The organism is Mesorhizobium sp. DCY119 (genome assembly GCF_003590645.1).
Lineage (GTDB): Bacteria > Pseudomonadota > Alphaproteobacteria > Rhizobiales > Rhizobiaceae > Mesorhizobium_M.
In genome coordinates this window covers 890,655-906,151 of record NZ_CP031834.1, presented here as the reverse complement: position 1 = coordinate 906,151, position 15,497 = coordinate 890,655, and the positions used below count along the sequence as shown (strand labels likewise).

Here is a 15,497-nt window from a genome sequence, read left to right as displayed (position 1 = left end):
TGGGCGTGGATGATGCTTTCATGCGATGCCCACCCTATCGCAGAAAGATGAGTTTGCCGATTTTCCGGCCGTTGTCACGCCGTTTCACGAGGACGCGGCGTTAATCATGAACGTCAACCTTTCGGCTTCCAGCTCAACAGTGAAGCTCTCTCGTAGAGCCAATTATATTGCGTCACCATCTGGTTGGTGCGCGTGTATCGAAAGCCGATCGATCCCAGGACCAGAAGGATGATCGTGTCGACGATGTAGTATTGCAGCGAAAACATCGTGCCGTTGAACAGCGCATGATGGATGAAGCGGATCGCGATGCCGAGCAGCAGCAGATAAAACACCAGCGCCACGTAGTTGCGCCAGGTCTGCGCGCAGGCGCGCCCCGTCATCCAGGCCGCCCACCCGCCAAGCAGGCAGGTGACGAAGAAGAACTGCCATATCGAGGGTTCTTCATAAAGAATGCCCTGCATTTTGCTTCCCTCCGGACAGACCTTGAAAGGTCCGTCTCCTTTTCTTCACCGCGCCGAAACCGTCATCGCGCCGACACTCTTCTTGACCATGATCTTGTCCGACAACCGGTTTCCACTTTTCGGGACCATGGTCTAATGACGCCCGCCTTCCAGATAGGCCGCGCGCACTTCCGGATTGGCGAGCAGTTCCTTGCCCGTGCCGCTCATCGTCACATTGCCGTTGACCATCACATAGCCGCGCGTAGCCAGCTTCAGCGCGCCGAACGCATTCTGCTCGACCAGGAACACCGTCAGCCCCTGCGTCTTGTTGAGCACGCGGATGGCGTCGAAGATCTGCTTGACGATCAGCGGCGCCAGACCCAGCGACGGCTCGTCCAGAAGCAGCAGCTTCGGTCGCGCCATCAGCGCACGCGCGATCGACAGCATCTGCTGCTCGCCGCCCGACAGCGTGCCACCGCGCTGGCCGATGCGTTCCTTGAGGCGCGGAAACAGCGTGAACACCTTTTCGGCGTCCTCGTCGTAGTGCTTCAGATTGTCGAGGCTCGCGCCCATCTGAAGATTTTCCAGCACCGTCATGCGCGGAAAGATGCGGCGTCCTTCCGGCGACTGCGCAATCCTCAGCCGCGCGATCTCATGCGTCGGCATTTCGGTGATGTCGGTTCCGGCAAACGTGATCTTGCCGGCGCGCGCACGCGGCGAACCGAAGATGGTCATCATCAGCGTCGACTTGCCGGCGCCGTTGGCGCCGATCAGGGCAACGATCTCGCCCTCATTGACCGACACGTTGACGCCGTTGAGCGCGCGGATATTGCCGTAATAGGTCTCGACGCCTTCGACCTTGAGCAGGGTCTTGCCGGTCATTATTTACGCTCCCCGCTCTTGGCCGCTTTCGGCGCGGCACTTTTGGGCTTCTGCGAAGGATGACTGGTCGCGACCTTGCCGGCGTCGACGCGCTTCGAGAACTCGGTCTCCTTGCCCTTGTCGAGCAACGCTGCCTGCTTCACCCATTCCTCACGCGCTATGCGCCCGTCGAAAGCGAGATAGGCTTCCGCCGCAACCACATCCGCCTTCTTCCACGCCGCGATCTGGTCGAAATGGAAGATGCCGTGCTCGTTGAGCTTCTTCTCGTTGACGAGGCCGATGCCCTTGATGCGGGTCAGATTGTCGGCCCTGTTGCCGCGTGGCGCTGCGAGCCGGTTGGAAACACCGGCAGCCTTGGGCGCAGCCGGAGCTTTCGCAGCTGGCTTCGCGCTGGCCGGCTTGGGCGCAGCCTTCACGGGCTTGCTGGTGACGGCCTTGGCTGGAGCAACGGCCTTGGCCGCAGGTTTAGGCGCTGCCTTGGCCGGTGCAACAGCCTTGGCCGCAGGCTTGGCTGGTGCCTTGGCGGGAGCGGCGCTCTTGGCCGAGGCTTTGCCAGCGGAAGCAGCTGCCGGCTTCGGTGTAGCTTTCGCCGTCGTAGCAGGTTTCGCTGCCGCCACCGGCTTGGGTGAAGCAGTGGGCTTTGCCGGTTTCGCCGCCGCACCAGATACCGCAGCAGCTTTCGGCGTTGCTGCCTTTGCTTCGGGCTTTGCCTTTACCACAGCGGAAGCAGGTTTTGCCTCAACCGGCTTCGCAGCAGGCTTTTTGGCAGCCGGCTTGGCCGGAGCAGCCTTCGGCGCCGCTGCCGGCACAGCGGCCGACGCGGCGGGCGCAGATGCGGCTCTGGCTGCCCGGGCATCGACCTGCGAAGCCTTCGACGCGCCGTCAGCCACCGTGACGCGCTCGCCTTCGCTGTGGCCGATCGTGTCGCTTACCGGCCCGGCGAGCATGGAAGAGGACGAGCCGGGGCCATGCGCCGAGTCCGGACCGACATCCAGCTGCTCGATGACGTGATCGTCGCCGACCGCTATCAGGACGTCCTCGACCTCCTCGTCATCGACGCCGAGATAGGCGGCGATGACGCGCGGGTCGTTGCGGACCGACTCCGGATTGCCGTCGGAAATCTTGCGGCCATACTCCAGAACCACGACATGGTCGGAAATCTGCATGACCACCGACATGTCGTGCTCGATCAGAAGGATCGAGGTGCCGGTATTGTCCTTGATGTCATTGAGCAGCGCATTCAGCGCCAGCGATTCCTTGGGATTGAGACCGGCTGCAGGCTCATCCAGGCACAGGAGCTCAGGCCCGGTGCACATGGCGCGTGCAATCTCCAGGCGCCGCTGCGCGCCGTAGGGCAGATCGCCGGCCGGATCGTCGGCGCGGTCGATCAGGTCGGCCTTTTCGAGCCAGAACTTCGCCAGGTCGACGGATTCGGCCGAAGCCTTGCGGTAGCCGCCGATGCCGAGCAGGCCGAGCACCGTGTAGCCCGAGGCCCGCATCAGCTTGTTATGCTGGGCGACGAGCAGGTTTTCCAGCAGCGTCATGCCCGAAAACAGGCGGATGTTCTGGAAGGTGCGCGCCACCTTGGCCTGCGCCGTGATGCGGAAATCCGGCATGCGCTCCAGCAGGAACTCCTTGCCGTCATGCCCGCTAAGCCGGATCATGCCTTCCGACGGCTTGTAAAAGCCGGTGATGCAGTTGAACACCGTGGTCTTGCCCGCACCGTTCGGCCCGATCAGCGCGGTGATCTCGCCGCGCTTGGCCTCGAAGGACAGGTCGCCGATGGCGACCAGCCCGCCGAACTTCATCGAAAGATGCTCGACCGAAAGGATCGGTTTGCTCATGTCTGTTCCCGTAGCCATCAGCCGTGCCCTTCCTTGGTGAAGGACGCTGAAACGGATTTTCGTTCATGCAGGAATGCGGTGGGTTCCCGGCTGCCGACGAAGCCGCGCGGCTTCCACAGCATGACGATCACCATGGCGCAGCCGAACAGCAGCATGCGGTAGAGTTCCGGCGTGAAGCCGTCGCCGAAGATCGCCTTCAGGAACTGCATCTCGCGCAGGATCTCGGTGCCGCCGATCATCACCAGCGCCGCGATGGCGATGCCGGTAAGCGAGCCCATGCCGCCAAGGACGACGATGGCAAGGATGATCGCCGATTCCAGGAACACGAAGGATTCCGGGCTGACGAAGCCTTGCCGCGCCGCGAAGAACGAGCCGGCAAAGCCGCCGAACATCGCGCCGGTGGCAAAGGCGGTGAGCTTGGTGGTGGTGGTGTTGATGCCGAGCGAGCGGCAGGCGATCTCGTCTTCGCGCAGCGCTTCCCATGCACGACCGACCGGCATGCGCCGCAGCCTGATGGTGACGAATGCCGTGAGCAGCGCCAGCGCCAGGATCAGGTAATAGAGGAAGATCTTATAGTAGGCGCCGGACTGGGCGATGTTGAAGACCTTGGCGATGTAATTCGGATCGCTGACGTTGAACGAGAACAGGCCGAAGAAGCTGACCTTGGGAATGCCGGAGATGCCGGCCGACCCGTTGGTAACTTCACGCCAGTTGATCAGCACGAGGCGGATGATCTCGCCGAAGGCCAGTGTGACGATCGCCAGATAGTCGCCGCGCAGGCGTAGCACCGGAAAGCCGAGGATGACGCCCCAGAAAGCGGCCATCAGGCCGGCTGCGGGCAGCAATATCCAGAACGACCAGCCGAAATGCGTGCCGAGCAGCGCGTAGGAATAGGCACCGACCGCATAGAAAGCGACGTAACCAAGATCGAGCAGGCCGGCGAGGCCGACGACGATGTTGAGGCCCCATGCCAGCATCACATAGATCAGGATCTGGATGCCGAAATTGTCCACCCATTTGAGCGAACCCTGGAAGCCGAACATAAGCACCATGGCGACCGGGTAAAGCACCAGGAGGATGACCGACAGCAGCGAAAAATGGGCCAGGATGAAGCTGCGGAAATAGAACAGCACCGACGCCAGCGCATAGATGATCGCAAGGCCGCGCAGCAGACCGACATAGGCGGCCGACTGCGGGCTGAGAGAGCCTGCCAGCGTGCCGCTGAAGAGCAGCAGAAGGACGGCAATGACGACAGCTGCGATGAAATAGGGCAGCCTGAAGAAGCGTGTCGCAGCGCTGTCGGGAAACAGGCCGGTCGCGATGTTGGCGATCTTTTGGTTCGCTACGAACGGGCGGATATAGGCGACGGTGACGAAGCGCCCGATCATGACGAGCGCCACGACGACGGCGAGCAGGCCCCAGCGCTGGACCAGGATCAGCTCGTTGCGGATGTTCTGGTCGCTCTTGAGGCCGATGAACAGTACGAACAGGCCAAAGGAGATCGCGCCGGCATAGAGCGCTTCACGGATAGCCTGCGGGAAGGGGTTTGCCACCTCTTCCCGGCTGGTGGAGACGGTTTGAACCATGATGTCAGACCTTTTCCACTTCTGGCCGGCCAAGAATGCCGGATGGCAGGAAGATCAGCACGATCGCCAGGATGGAGAAGGCCGCCACGTCCTTGTAGTCGATGGAGAAATAGGCCGACCACATCGATTCGATGAAGCCGATCATCAGCCCGCCAAGCACGGCGCCCGGTATGGAGCCGATGCCGCCGAGAACGGCTGCGGTGAAGGCTTTCACCCCGGGCACGAAGCCATCGGAGAAGACCACGACGCCGTAATACATCAGGAACAGCGTGCCCGCGACAGCCGCAAGGCAGGCGCCCATGATGAAGGTGATGGAGATGGTCCGGTCGACGTCGATGCCGAGGAGCGCTGCCATCTTGCGGTCCTGCTCGCAGGCTCGCTGCGCGCGGCCCAGCGAAGTCTTGTTGACCAGATACCAGAAGATCGCCAGCAGGGCCGCGGTCACCACCACGATGATGATCTGCTTCAGCGACACGCTGATGCCCTCGATCGTGTAGACTTGGCTGACCATCGGCGGGATCGGCTTGTTGCGCGGCCCCTGCGTGACCTGCACGAAGTTCGACAGCGCGATCGACATGCCGATGGCAGTGATCAGCGGTGCGAGCCGGAAGGAGCCGCGCAAGGGCCTGTAGGCGACCTTTTCGATCGTCCAGTTGTAAAGGCTGGTGAGCAGCATCGCCACGATCATCATGATCAGCAGCGCCACGACCACCGGCACCGAATAGAACAGCCCGACCAGGATGAGGAAGACGATGAGCGCGGTGAACGCGCCGACCATGAAGATATCGCCGTGGGCGAAGTTGATCATGCCGATGATGCCGTAGACCATCGTGTAGCCGATTGCGATCAGCCCATAGATCGATCCCAGCGTCAGCCCGTTGATAAGCTGCTGGATAAAATATTGCATCTAGCTGCGGCTCCCCTGGAATGTCGCCTTTTGGGTCGCATTCCTTTTCGTATTTCCCCTAGTCCTAAAGTTTCGAACCCGGATTGCAATGTCAATTTTCGCGATCGGGTGGAAAGATTTCAGGCATGCGTCCAGCTGCTTGTTTTTGATCCTGGCTTGCTGGACTACTCGGAAGCTATCATTGGCATAACGCAATGTCCTTGCTGAATTTGTGATGCCTTTTCCATTCTATCGTACAATCATGCGCGCAATAGGCAAATCACGACGAATTGTTGCAGCAAGCGCGGCAGCATTGTTTCGGCAACCCGTGCGTGCCGCGCGCCCCTTCATGTGACGACGAAGCCATGCGCGAAGGGATCGCGATCATCGATGAAGATTGTATTCAATCCCGTCATCCGCGCCCACCCGCCGATGGATGGAATGATGGCGGTCTTTCCCGCCACTTTCGTTTCGCTTTCGACCCGGCCCTTGAACAGGGAGCCGATGATCGATTCATGGATGAAGTCGTCGCCGGTCTTCAGCCTGCCCTTGGCGTGAAGCTGCGCCATGCGCGCCGAGGTGCCGGTGCCGCAAGGCGAGCGGTCTATCGCCTTGTCACCGTAGAAGACGGCATTGCGCGCATCCGCTTCCTCGTGTTTCGGCGCGCCGGTCCACAGCATGTGCGACAGCCGGTTGATGCCGGGATTTTCCGGATGCACGAAGGTGTATTTCTCGTTCAGCCGCTGCCGCACCACAGGGCTCCATGCGATCAGGTCGCCGGCCGAATGATCGGCCATTTCGCGGTAATTGTCCTGCGGCTCGACGATGGCGTAGAAATTACCGCCATAGGCGACATCGACCTTGATCTCGCCAAGCACCGGGCACTCCACCGTCAGCCCCTCCGCATAGAGGAAGGACGGGACGTTGGTGATGCGCACTTCCTCGACATATTCGCCGACCTGTTTGTATTCGGCAATCACCAGCCCGGCCGGCGTATCGAGGCGCAATGTGCCCGGCGTTTTCGGCTTCACCAGCCCATGCTCGATCGCCATCGTCACCGTGCCGATGGTGCCGTGGCCGCACATCGGCAGGCAGCCCGACGTCTCGATGAACAGGATGGCGACGTCGCAATCCTCGCGCGTCGGCGGATAGAGGATCGAGCCGGACATGACATCATGGCCGCGCGGCTCGAACATCAGCCCGGTGCGGATCCAGTCATATTCGGCCAGGAAATGCGCGCGCCGCTCCATCATGGTCGAGCCCTGAAGCTGCGGCCCGCCCCCGGCGACGAGCCGGACCGGATTGCCGCAGGTGTGACCGTCGATGCAGAAGAAGGAATGCCGAGCCATGATGCCTCAGAAGCGTTGAGCGGAAAAAGGTGACAGGTCGATTTCCGGAGCCTGCCGCAGAACGAGGTCGCGGATCAAGGCGCCAGTGGCTGCCGATTGCGTCAGGCCAAGATGGCCGTGGCCGAAGGCGTAGAAGACATTGTCGCGGCCTCTGGCGCGGCCGATGACCGGCAGCGAATCCGGCAGTGACGGGCGATAGCCCATCCATTCGCGCCCGCCCGACGGATCGAGCCCCGGCATGAACTTTTGCGCCTTCTTCATCATCGCCTTGGAACGCGCGAAATTCGGCGGACGATTGAGCCCGCCAAGCTCGACCGCACCGCCGACGCGAATGCCGGTTTCCAGCGGTGTGACGACGAAACCCTGATGCGAGAATATGAGCTGGCGCTTCAGGTCGAAGGCGGTTGCCGGCAGCGTCGTGTTGTAGCCGCGCTCGGTTTCAAGCGGGATGCGGTCACCGAACTGCCGCGCCAGAAGATGCGACCACGCGCCCGCAGCAATGACAACTTTGTCCGCAAGGATCGTGCGGCCCTGCTTCAGCTGTATCGCGATCCTGTCATGCGAAGGCACGGCGAGCGCGACGTCGCCCTGCACGAACTTCGCGCCAAGCTTTTCGGCATAGCGCCAGATCGCCTTGCCGAGCAGTTTCGGATCCGAAACTGTCTTCCAGCCCGGCACGAAAGTGCCGCGTACCAGATCCGGCGACAGGCCGGGCTGATAGGCGGCGAGTTCGTCCTTTTCCAGATGGCGATAGCCGATGCCGAAACGGTCGCGCGCAGTCCAGCCGGGTAGCGAATCGCGAAATTCCTGCTCGCTCTCATAGAGCTCCAGCGAGCCGTCCTCGCGCAGCATGGATTTCGTGCCGGAGCGCTGCATCAGCCCGCCCCATGCAGTCTCGGCGAGCTTCATCAGGCTGGCCTGCGCGACCAGCCCGCCTTCATAGTTTCCGGCCGCGCCGGCGCGCCAGAAGCGATAGAGCCAGGGCATAAGCTTGGGGAAATAGGCCGGCGGAATGGCGAGCGGCCCGAGCGGATCGAGAAGCCATTTCGGCACCTGCGCCAGCATGCCCTTATGCGCCAGTGGCAGCACGTCGGAAAAAGCGAGTGCTGCAGCATTGCCGGAACTCGTTTCCTCGCAGATGCCGGTGCGGTCAAACACCGTCACCTTGAGCCCGGCCTCAGCGAGATGGGCCGCAGCGCAGATGCCGACGATGCCGGCACCGATGATGGCTACTTCGCTTCCTTCTCCCCGTTCACGGGGAGAAGGTGCCCGAAGGGCGGATGAGGGGCCGCGCCCCTCTTCACCGGACTTGGGAACTCCTGCCATGCCTGCTCCGCCCCTCATCTGGCTGCCGCCATCTTCTCCCCGTAAACGGGGAGAAGAAAGCCCGCCGCAATGCCTGTCTCAAAACTTCGGCAATACCGGCCTGACTGCAAGTGCATCCTTGATGATCTTCTCGACGGCCTTGCGGCGTTCGCCCGAAAGCGGCTGGCGCGGCATGCGCACGCGGTCATTTGTGCCGATCGCGTGAACCTCGGCAAGCTTGATGTTCTGGACCAGATAGGTCGAAACGTCGAGGTCGAGCAGCGGACGGAACCAGCGATAGATGGCGAGCGCCTCATCGCGGCGATCCTGCTTCATGAGCTGGTAGATCGCAACCGTCTCGCGCGGGAAGGCCGTGACCAGCCCGGCAACCCATCCGATGGCACCAACGCTGAGCGCCTCGAAGGCCAGGTTGTCGACGCCGGTGAACAGGTCGAAGCGGTCGCCGAAGCGGTTGATGATCTCGGTTGAGCGGCGGATGTCGTCGGACGATTCCTTGACCGCCACGAACAGCGGATCGGACGCCAGTTCCTCCATCACCTCGATGGTGACGTCGACGCGGTAGGCGACGCGGTTGGAATAGATCATTACCGGCAGCCCGCCGCCGGCGGCCATCGCCTTCAGCGTGGCGACCGTTTCCTGCGGGTTGGTGTGGTAGATCGGGCTCGGCACGATCATCAGGCCGTCGGCACCGGCCGCCGCTGCCTGCTTGGCAATGGCCGCACCTTCGCGTGTGCCGGCCTCGTTGATGGTCAGAAGCACCGGCTTGCCGTTGGCCACGCCCTGCGCCGTCTTCAGCACCGAAAGCTTTTCCTCGACCGACAGCATCGGCCCCTCGCCCAGCGAGCCGGCGACGATGATGCCGTCGCAACCCGCCTCCATCTGCAGCGCAAAACAGCGCTCCATCTCGGCATGGTCGAGGCGGTCGTCCTCGGTGAATTTCGTCGTTACGGCGGGGAAAACTCCGGTCCACATATCGGTCGCTCCATCTGATATACCACAGATATATCAGTAATGAATTCCTTCTGTCAATTGGCTTTGCAGCCTGATATATCAAAAAATATGTTAACCGGAATGAGCAGCCTTGAATACCGTCGACAGCAAGCTGGAACGTGCGGACACAGCCGAATCCGCCAGCGCGAAAGCCTATCGCGTGCTCGAAAAAATGATCGTCACGCTCGAACTGGCGCCCGGCAGCGTCACCACCGAAAAGGCGCTCATCGAAAAATTGTCGCTCGGGCGAACGCCCGTCCGCGAGGCGATCCAGCGCCTGGCGTGGGAAGGGCTGGTTTCGGTGCGCCCGCGCGCCGGCCTCGAGATCGCACCGCTGCATGCGGGTGACTGGCTGCGCGTGCTCGATGCACGCCGTGGCGTCGAAGTGATTCTGGCCCGCTCCGCGGCACGCTTCGCCACCGCTGAAATGTCCAGCCGTTTCCAGGAGACGGCGATGGCCATGCACGATGCGGTCCTCACCAACGACGTGATCGGCTATCTCGAAGCCGACAAATCGCTCGACGAAGCCATGGCGCTCGCCGCCGACAATCGCTTTGCCGCCCAGCTCGTCGCGCCGCTGCAGACGCATAGCCGCCGCTTCTGGTTCCGCTTCCAAAGCGGCACGGGCCTCGCCGAGGCCGCCGGCAACCACGTCTCGCTCATCCGCGCCATCCTCGAGCGCGACGAGGAAGCCGCCGGCATCGAAGCCGACCGCCTGATGGCCCTGCTGCGCCTCCACGCGCAGGCCGCCGCGATGCGGTGATTCCGCCGAAGCTGCGGTTCCTCGCCCCCGCTCTTGCGGGGGAGAGGTGGTTTGCGCAGCAAACCGGAGAGGGGGAAGGTGAAGTGCGGTAGGCTGGCGGAGGGGCGTCGATCATATCGGGGCTGCCGAGATCAACAAGACCCCCTCTCCGTCTCGGGCTTCGCCCGAGCCACCTCTCCCCCACTTCGTAGGGGCGAGGAACCGCCAATCGCCAACGCCGCGCTCCCCCACAAACGAAAAGAGCGCGGACGATGCCGCGCTCTTTTCGATCAGTTCATCGCAGGTCCAGAGGCTGCTTGATAACTCGCCCTGCCGAGTCATATGGGGTGGTTTTCGAGAACCGGAGCGGAGCGTACATTTAAGTACGTGAGCACCGGAAGCGCAGAAAACTGCCTCAGATAACCGGCAGGGTAGAGTTAGCGAGCGGCCTCTCAGTTCATCGTCGGAATGACGAACTCAGCCCCATCCTTGACGCCCGACGGCCAGCGCGAGGTTACCGTCTTGGTCTTGGTGTAGAAGCGGAAGGCGTCCGGGCCGTGCTGGTTGAGGTCGCCGAAGGACGAGGCCTTCCAGCCGCCGAAGGTGTAATAGGCGATCGGCACCGGGATCGGCACGTTCACGCCGACCATGCCGACCTGCACGCGGGATGCGAAATCGCGCGCTGCATCGCCGTCGCGGGTGAAGATGGCGACGCCGTTGCCCATTTCATGGTCGTTGGCGAGCTTGATGGCGTTTTCGTAGTTCGGCGCACGCACGACCGAGAGCACCGGCCCGAAGATTTCTTCTTTGTAGATGCGCATGTCGGCGGTGACATTGTCGAACAGGCAGCCGCCCATATAGTAGCCGTTCTCGTAGCCCTGCATCTTGAAGCCGCGGCCGTCGACGACGAGCTTGGCGCCTTCCTTGACGCCGATGTCGACGTAATCCTTGATGCGCTCCAGCGCCTGGGCGGTCACGACAGGACCGAAATCGGCCGAGGAGTCGGTCGAAGGGCCGACCTTCAGGCTTTCGACGCGCGGGACCAGCTTTTCCATCAGGCGGTTGGCGGTATCCTCACCGACCGGCACAGCCACCGAAATCGCCATGCAGCGCTCGCCGGCCGAGCCGTAGCCGGCGCCGATCAGCGCGTCGACGGTCTGGTCCATGTCGGCGTCGGGCATGATGATCATGTGGTTCTTGGCGCCGCCGAAGCACTGCACGCGCTTGCCGTTGGCACAGCCGCGCGAATAGATGTACTGCGCGATCGGCGTCGAGCCGACGAAGCCGATGGCCTTGATGTCGGGATCGTCGAGGATCGCGTCGACCACCGTCTTGTCGCCATTGACGACATTGAGCACGCCCGCCGGCAGGCCGGCTTCGATGAACAGTTCGGCAATGCGCAGCGGCACGCCCGGATCACGCTCGGAAGGCTTCAGGATGAAGGCGTTGCCGCAGGCGAGCGCCGGGCCGATCTTCCACAGCGGGATCATCGCCGGGAAATTGAACGGAGTGATGCCGGCAACAACGCCGAGCGGCTGGCGCATCGAATAGACGTCGATGCCGGTGCCGGCATTGTCGGTGAATTCGCCCTTCATCATATGCGGCGCGCCGATGCAGACCTCGATCACTTCGAGACCGCGCTGGATGTCGCCCTTGGCGTCGGCGATGGTCTTGCCATGCTCGCGGGCCAGAAGTTCGGCAAGCGAGTCATATTCGCGGTTGGCCAGTTCGAGGAACTTCATCAGCACGCGCACGCGGCGCTGCGGGTTGGTCGCAGCCCAGCCGACCTGGGCGGCCTTGGCGTTTTCGACGGCTGCACGCAATTCGGCAGCAGATGCCAGCGCCACCGTGCCGCGCACCGTGCCGTCCATCGGCTGCATCACGTCCTGCTTGCGCCCGCTGGTGCCAGCGACATGCTTGCCGCCGATGAAATGACCGTAATCGACCATGCTCTCTCTCCCTGGGGATTGTTGATTTAGGCCATTGTCCTGCTTTGCGGCCCACTTTGCAACGCGAGCAGAAAACCAACCGTTGTGCAGAAAGTAGAGTACAGAGCGCTGCTGAATATGATTTAATGCAAATAAGAGGGCGCGGCGTCTCCCTCCCCCTCGAGGGGAGGGTCGATCCGCGAAGCGGATCGGGGTGGGGTCGGTCAAGGTAGCGCTCGGCATTTCTATAGGCCGAGTGTTTCACCGACGACCCCTCCCGGCTCGCTTCCCTCACCACCCTCCCCTCAAGGGGGAGGGATAACGGAGGAACCATGAACTGGGACGACGTCAGAATATTCCTCGCGGTCGCGCGCGCCGGGCAGATCCTCGGTGCGGCGCGCCGGCTGGAGCTCAACCACGCAACCGTATCGCGCCGCGTCGCAGCCCTTGAGGAAGCGCTCAATACAAAGCTGTTCCGGCGCCTCACCACCGGCAGCGAGCTGACGCCCGCCGGCGAGCGGTTTCTGGAAGTCGCCGAACGTATGGAAGCCGACATGATCTCTGCGCGTGCCGAGATTGCAGGCGAAGGCGACGCGGTGTCGGGCACCGTGCGCATCGGCGCGCCGGACGGTATAGGCGTTGCCTTCCTCGCATCGCGCCTCGGCGCCCTGACGGCGATGCACAGGGACCTGAAAATCCAGCTGGTGCCGGTGCCGCGCTCCTTCTCGCTGTCGCGGCGCGAGGCCGACATCGCCATCACCGTCGAGCGGCCGAGCGAAGGCCGCCTCGTCGCCGGCAAGCTGGTCGACTACACGCTCGGCCTTTTCGCCTCGCGCGCCTATGCCGAGGAAAACGGCCTGCCGCAGACGGTGGTCGACCTCGCCAACCACCGCCTCGTCGGCTATGTGCCGGACCTCGTCGTCAGCCCCTCGCTCGACTATGCCGCCGAGTTCAGCCCGGACTGGAACGCCGGCTTTTCGATCTCGTCGAGCCTGGGTCAGGTGGAGGCGGTGCGGGCGGGCGCAGGCATCGGCATGCTGCACACCTTCATCGCCCGCTCGCATCCCGACCTGGTGCCTGTGCCGGCGGCAAAACCGATCCGCCGCGCCTATTGGCTGGTCTATCATGAATCCGTTCGCCCGCTGCGCCGCATCCAGACCGTCGCCGGCTACATCACCAAGGCGGTGGAAGCGGAACGCGCGCTGTTTGTGTGATGGACTGGGGGAGCAGTCATGCTGTCACGACCTTATCTGGAACTGCTGCGTCAGGCACGACGCGTGACGCGCAAAAGCGACGAGGCAGAAGACCTTTTGCAGACCGTGCTTCTGGCGGCGGTGGAGGCAGGCCGGCAGGATCTCGCCTGCCCGGAAAATCGCCGCTGGATGCAAGGCGCACTGCGCAAGCGAGCCGCATTCGACGCGCGCACGGCGATCCGGCGTCGCAAGAGGGAAGACCGTTGGCTGGACGGCGCATCCGGCTCCAGCGAGCCCAGCGAGCTGCCGATGGCTTTCCTCGCCACGCTTTCGCTGGCTCTGCGCACGACCGCCCTGCTTGTGCTTACCGGCCACACGAAACCCGAAATCATCTGGATGCAGCGCCTCTCGGAGGCCGCCTTTCGGCAGCGCATATGCGAGATCAGACGGCGATGGCGCCTGAGTGGAACTGGCCGCATCGACGAAATGCCCGGCCTGTCCGGGTATCTGTCTTATGGCACAATCAGGCGCACGCTATTGGGACCGGTGCATCGTCATCAGGCTGCGCTGGGAAGCCACGATCCGGACGGTCATCTTCTTATTATGAACTTCGCCTCACAAAACAACGGGCCGCGGCAACAGAGGATCGTCCAGCCACAACAAAGGGATGAAAAATGTTCGGAAAATCCAAGCTCGGCGCCGTCTGCTACTACGTCTCGGACATAGCGCGAACCGAAACCTTCTATCGCGACGTACTCGGCCTCGCTGTCGACAATATGGGCGACGATGGCAGCGGCAATGACTGGCTGCTGGCGCGTACCGCGAACGGCATCGAACTCCTGTTCTTCAAGCAGGAGTCGCGGCCCGGCAATTCGCCGATCATCGTCTTTGAACTCGCCGAAGGTGGCATCGACGATGTCGTCGCCGGCCTTGCAGCCCAGGGCGCGACCATCGTCACGCCCGTCAGCCACGCTCCCGGCGGATGGTCGGCCGAGATAGCCGACCCGGACGGGCACACGGTCTCGATGTATCAGTCGGAAACGCTGCCGCGATCGCTGAAATAGCCTGCCTCAGCCGTAGCGGCTGAGATTGAGTGCGCCCGCATCGATCTCCGGCGTCTTGCCGGAGACTATGTCCGCCAGCACCCGGCCCGAGCCGCAGGACATGGTCCAGCCCAGCGTGCCGTGGCCGGTGTTGAGGTAGAGATTGCCATAGCGCGTCTTGCCGATGATCGGCGGGCCGTCCGGCGTCATCGGGCGCAGGCCGCACCAGAAGCTCGCTTCCTTGACCGCACCGCCATTCGGGAACAGATCGGAGACCGAATGCTCCAGCGTGTCGCGCCGCGCCTGATGCAGGCTGAGGTCGTAGCCCGAGATTTCCGCCGTTCCGCCGACGCGGATGCGGTCGCCGAGGCGCGTGATCGCGACCTTGTAGGTCTCGTCCATGACGGTCGAGACCGGCGCGCCGTCGGCATTGGTGATGGGCACGGTGATCGAATAGCCCTTCACCGGATAGACCGGCACCGAAAGCCCGAGCGGCTTCAGGATGATCGGCGAATAGCTGCCCAGCGCCACGACATAGGCGTCCGCCGTAAGCACGCCGGCGCTGGTGGCAACCCCGGTGATCCGGCCGCCCTCGGTGATGATCTTCTCGATCTTCGTGTCGAAGCGGAAGCTCACGCCGCGCCCGGCGCAATGCGCTGCCAGACGCTCGGTGAACATCTGGCAGTCACCCGTCTCGTCGCCCGGCAGCCGCAGGCCGCCGACGAATTTGCCCTTCACCGCGGCCAGCGCCGGCTCGGCACCGATGCAGCCGGCGGGGTCCAGCACCTCGAACGGCACACCGAATTGCTTCAGCACCTCGACGTCGCCGCCGATGCCGTCGAGCTGCTTCTGCGTGCGGAAAAGCTGCAGCGTGCCCTGGCTGCGCTCGTCATAGGCAATGCCGGTCGAGGCACGCAGCGCCTTCAGCATGTCGCGGCTGTATTCGGCAATCGGCACCATGCGCGCCTTGTTGACGGCGTAGCGCGCCGAGGTGCAGTTGCCGAGCATCTTCAGAAGCCACGACCACATCGCCGGATCGAATTTCGGGCGAACGACCAGCGGCCCGTGGCGCATCAGCAGCCATTTGATCGCTTTGACCGGGATGCCGGGACCGGCCCAGGGCGAGGAATAGCCGGGCGACACTTCGCCGGCATTGGCAAAGCTGGTTTCCAGCGCCGGACCGCTCTGGCGGTCCACCACCTCGACCTCATGGCCGGCTTCCGCCAGATAATGCGCGCTGGTGATACCCACCACGCCGCTTCCCAGAACAAGAACCTTCATTGTAGAA

14 protein-coding genes are annotated in these 15,497 nt (G+C 63.0%); 4 read left to right on the top strand and 10 right to left on the bottom strand.

Annotation, left to right across the window (positions count from 1 at the left end):
• Nucleotides 1-113 precede the first annotated feature (113 nt).
• From DZG07_RS04325 to DZG07_RS04285, 8 genes are all read right to left on the bottom strand, one after another.
• Complete coding sequence (locus DZG07_RS04325; protein ID WP_091909141.1) at nt 114-461, bottom strand: DUF6867 family protein; 348 nt, start codon at nt 459-461, stop codon at nt 114-116.
• Nucleotides 462-593: 132 nt separating this feature from the next.
• A complete protein-coding gene (locus DZG07_RS04320) occupies nt 594-1,322 on the bottom strand; it encodes an ABC transporter ATP-binding protein (protein WP_091909138.1) in 729 nt (242 codons plus the stop codon).
• Complete coding sequence (locus DZG07_RS04315; RefSeq protein ID WP_162931545.1) at nt 1,322-3,166, bottom strand: ATP-binding cassette domain-containing protein; 1,845 nt, start codon at nt 3,164-3,166, stop codon at nt 1,322-1,324. The genes DZG07_RS04320 and DZG07_RS04315 overlap by 1 nt, the downstream gene beginning before the upstream one ends.
• Nucleotides 3,167-3,183: 17 nt before the next feature.
• Nucleotides 3,184-4,752: a high-affinity branched-chain amino acid ABC transporter permease LivM gene (livM, locus tag DZG07_RS04310; protein WP_091909132.1), complete on the bottom strand. Its 1,569-nt coding sequence runs from the start codon at nt 4,750-4,752 to the stop codon at nt 3,184-3,186.
• Between the two features lie 4 nt (nt 4,753-4,756).
• Nucleotides 4,757-5,659: a branched-chain amino acid ABC transporter permease LivH gene (locus DZG07_RS04305; protein ID WP_091909130.1), complete on the bottom strand. Its 903-nt coding sequence runs from the start codon at nt 5,657-5,659 to the stop codon at nt 4,757-4,759.
• 326 nt (nt 5,660-5,985) lie between these two features.
• A complete protein-coding gene (locus DZG07_RS04295) occupies nt 5,986-6,987 on the bottom strand; it encodes a 4-hydroxyproline epimerase (protein WP_119814571.1) in 1,002 nt (333 codons plus the stop codon).
• 6 nt (nt 6,988-6,993) lie between these two features.
• Entirely contained in the window at nt 6,994-8,313 is a 1,320-nt protein-coding gene (locus DZG07_RS04290; protein ID WP_119814568.1) for an FAD-binding oxidoreductase, read from the bottom strand.
• Nucleotides 8,314-8,391: 78 nt separating this feature from the next.
• A complete protein-coding gene (locus DZG07_RS04285) occupies nt 8,392-9,285 on the bottom strand; it encodes a dihydrodipicolinate synthase family protein (RefSeq protein WP_119814565.1) in 894 nt (297 codons plus the stop codon).
• Nucleotides 9,286-9,394: 109 nt separating this feature from the next.
• Between DZG07_RS04285 and DZG07_RS04280 the strand changes: the two genes are divergently transcribed.
• On the top strand, nt 9,395-10,066 hold the full coding sequence (locus DZG07_RS04280; RefSeq protein WP_119814562.1) for a GntR family transcriptional regulator: 672 nt from the start codon (nt 9,395-9,397) through the stop codon (nt 10,064-10,066).
• A 431-nt stretch (nt 10,067-10,497) separates the two neighbouring features.
• On the opposite strand, the gene DZG07_RS04270 is transcribed toward DZG07_RS04280, so the two are convergent.
• Entirely contained in the window at nt 10,498-11,994 is a 1,497-nt protein-coding gene (locus DZG07_RS04270; RefSeq protein ID WP_119814557.1) for a CoA-acylating methylmalonate-semialdehyde dehydrogenase, read from the bottom strand.
• 311 nt (nt 11,995-12,305) lie between these two features.
• Here DZG07_RS04270 and DZG07_RS04265 point away from each other — a divergent pair, with 311 nt between their 5' ends.
• The 3 genes from DZG07_RS04265 to DZG07_RS04255 all read left to right on the top strand — a co-directional run bounded on the left by DZG07_RS04265 (nt 12,306) and on the right by DZG07_RS04255 (nt 14,230).
• On the top strand, nt 12,306-13,187 hold the full coding sequence (locus DZG07_RS04265) for a LysR family transcriptional regulator (RefSeq protein WP_091909105.1): 882 nt from the start codon (nt 12,306-12,308) through the stop codon (nt 13,185-13,187).
• 63 nt (nt 13,188-13,250) lie between these two features.
• Nucleotides 13,251-13,892, top strand: a complete 642-nt coding sequence (locus tag DZG07_RS04260; protein ID WP_205557147.1) for a transcriptional regulator — start codon at nt 13,251-13,253, stop codon at nt 13,890-13,892.
• The gene (locus DZG07_RS04255; protein WP_091909101.1) at nt 13,841-14,230 is read left to right on the top strand and encodes a VOC family protein; all 390 of its coding nucleotides are present in this window, start codon (nt 13,841-13,843) and stop codon (nt 14,228-14,230) included. The genes DZG07_RS04260 and DZG07_RS04255 overlap by 52 nt, the downstream gene beginning before the upstream one ends.
• Before the next feature lie 6 nt (nt 14,231-14,236).
• Here DZG07_RS04255 and DZG07_RS04250 read toward each other — a convergent pair whose 3' ends face one another.
• A complete protein-coding gene (locus DZG07_RS04250; RefSeq protein ID WP_119814554.1) occupies nt 14,237-15,490 on the bottom strand; it encodes a D-amino acid dehydrogenase in 1,254 nt (417 codons plus the stop codon).
• Between the last annotated feature and the right edge of the window lie 7 nt (nt 15,491-15,497).

What these genes read in the sequence shown, in the direction of transcription:
- DZG07_RS04325 (WP_091909141.1), bottom strand. Translation starts at nt 461, where the DNA reads ATGCAGGGCATTCTTTATGAAGAACCCTCGATATGGCAGTTCTTCTTC.
- DZG07_RS04270 (WP_119814557.1), bottom strand. Translation starts at nt 11,994, where the DNA reads ATGGTCGATTACGGTCATTTCATCGGCGGCAAGCATGTCGCTGGCACC.
- DZG07_RS04285 (WP_119814565.1), bottom strand. Translation starts at nt 9,285, where the DNA reads ATGTGGACCGGAGTTTTCCCCGCCGTAACGACGAAATTCACCGAGGAC.
- DZG07_RS04290 (WP_119814568.1), bottom strand. Translation starts at nt 8,313, where the DNA reads ATGGCAGGAGTTCCCAAGTCCGGTGAAGAGGGGCGCGGCCCCTCATCC.
- DZG07_RS04295 (WP_119814571.1), bottom strand. Translation starts at nt 6,987, where the DNA reads ATGGCTCGGCATTCCTTCTTCTGCATCGACGGTCACACCTGCGGCAAT.
- DZG07_RS04320 (WP_091909138.1), bottom strand. Translation starts at nt 1,322, where the DNA reads ATGACCGGCAAGACCCTGCTCAAGGTCGAAGGCGTCGAGACCTATTAC.
- DZG07_RS04250 (WP_119814554.1), bottom strand. Translation starts at nt 15,490, where the DNA reads ATGAAGGTTCTTGTTCTGGGAAGCGGCGTGGTGGGTATCACCAGCGCG.
- DZG07_RS04255 (WP_091909101.1), top strand. Translation starts at nt 13,841, where the DNA reads ATGTTCGGAAAATCCAAGCTCGGCGCCGTCTGCTACTACGTCTCGGAC.
- DZG07_RS04305 (WP_091909130.1), bottom strand. Translation starts at nt 5,659, where the DNA reads ATGCAATATTTTATCCAGCAGCTTATCAACGGGCTGACGCTGGGATCG.
- DZG07_RS04265 (WP_091909105.1), top strand. Translation starts at nt 12,306, where the DNA reads ATGAACTGGGACGACGTCAGAATATTCCTCGCGGTCGCGCGCGCCGGG.
- livM (WP_091909132.1), bottom strand. Translation starts at nt 4,752, where the DNA reads ATGGTTCAAACCGTCTCCACCAGCCGGGAAGAGGTGGCAAACCCCTTC.
- DZG07_RS04315 (WP_162931545.1), bottom strand. Translation starts at nt 3,166, where the DNA reads ATGAGCAAACCGATCCTTTCGGTCGAGCATCTTTCGATGAAGTTCGGC.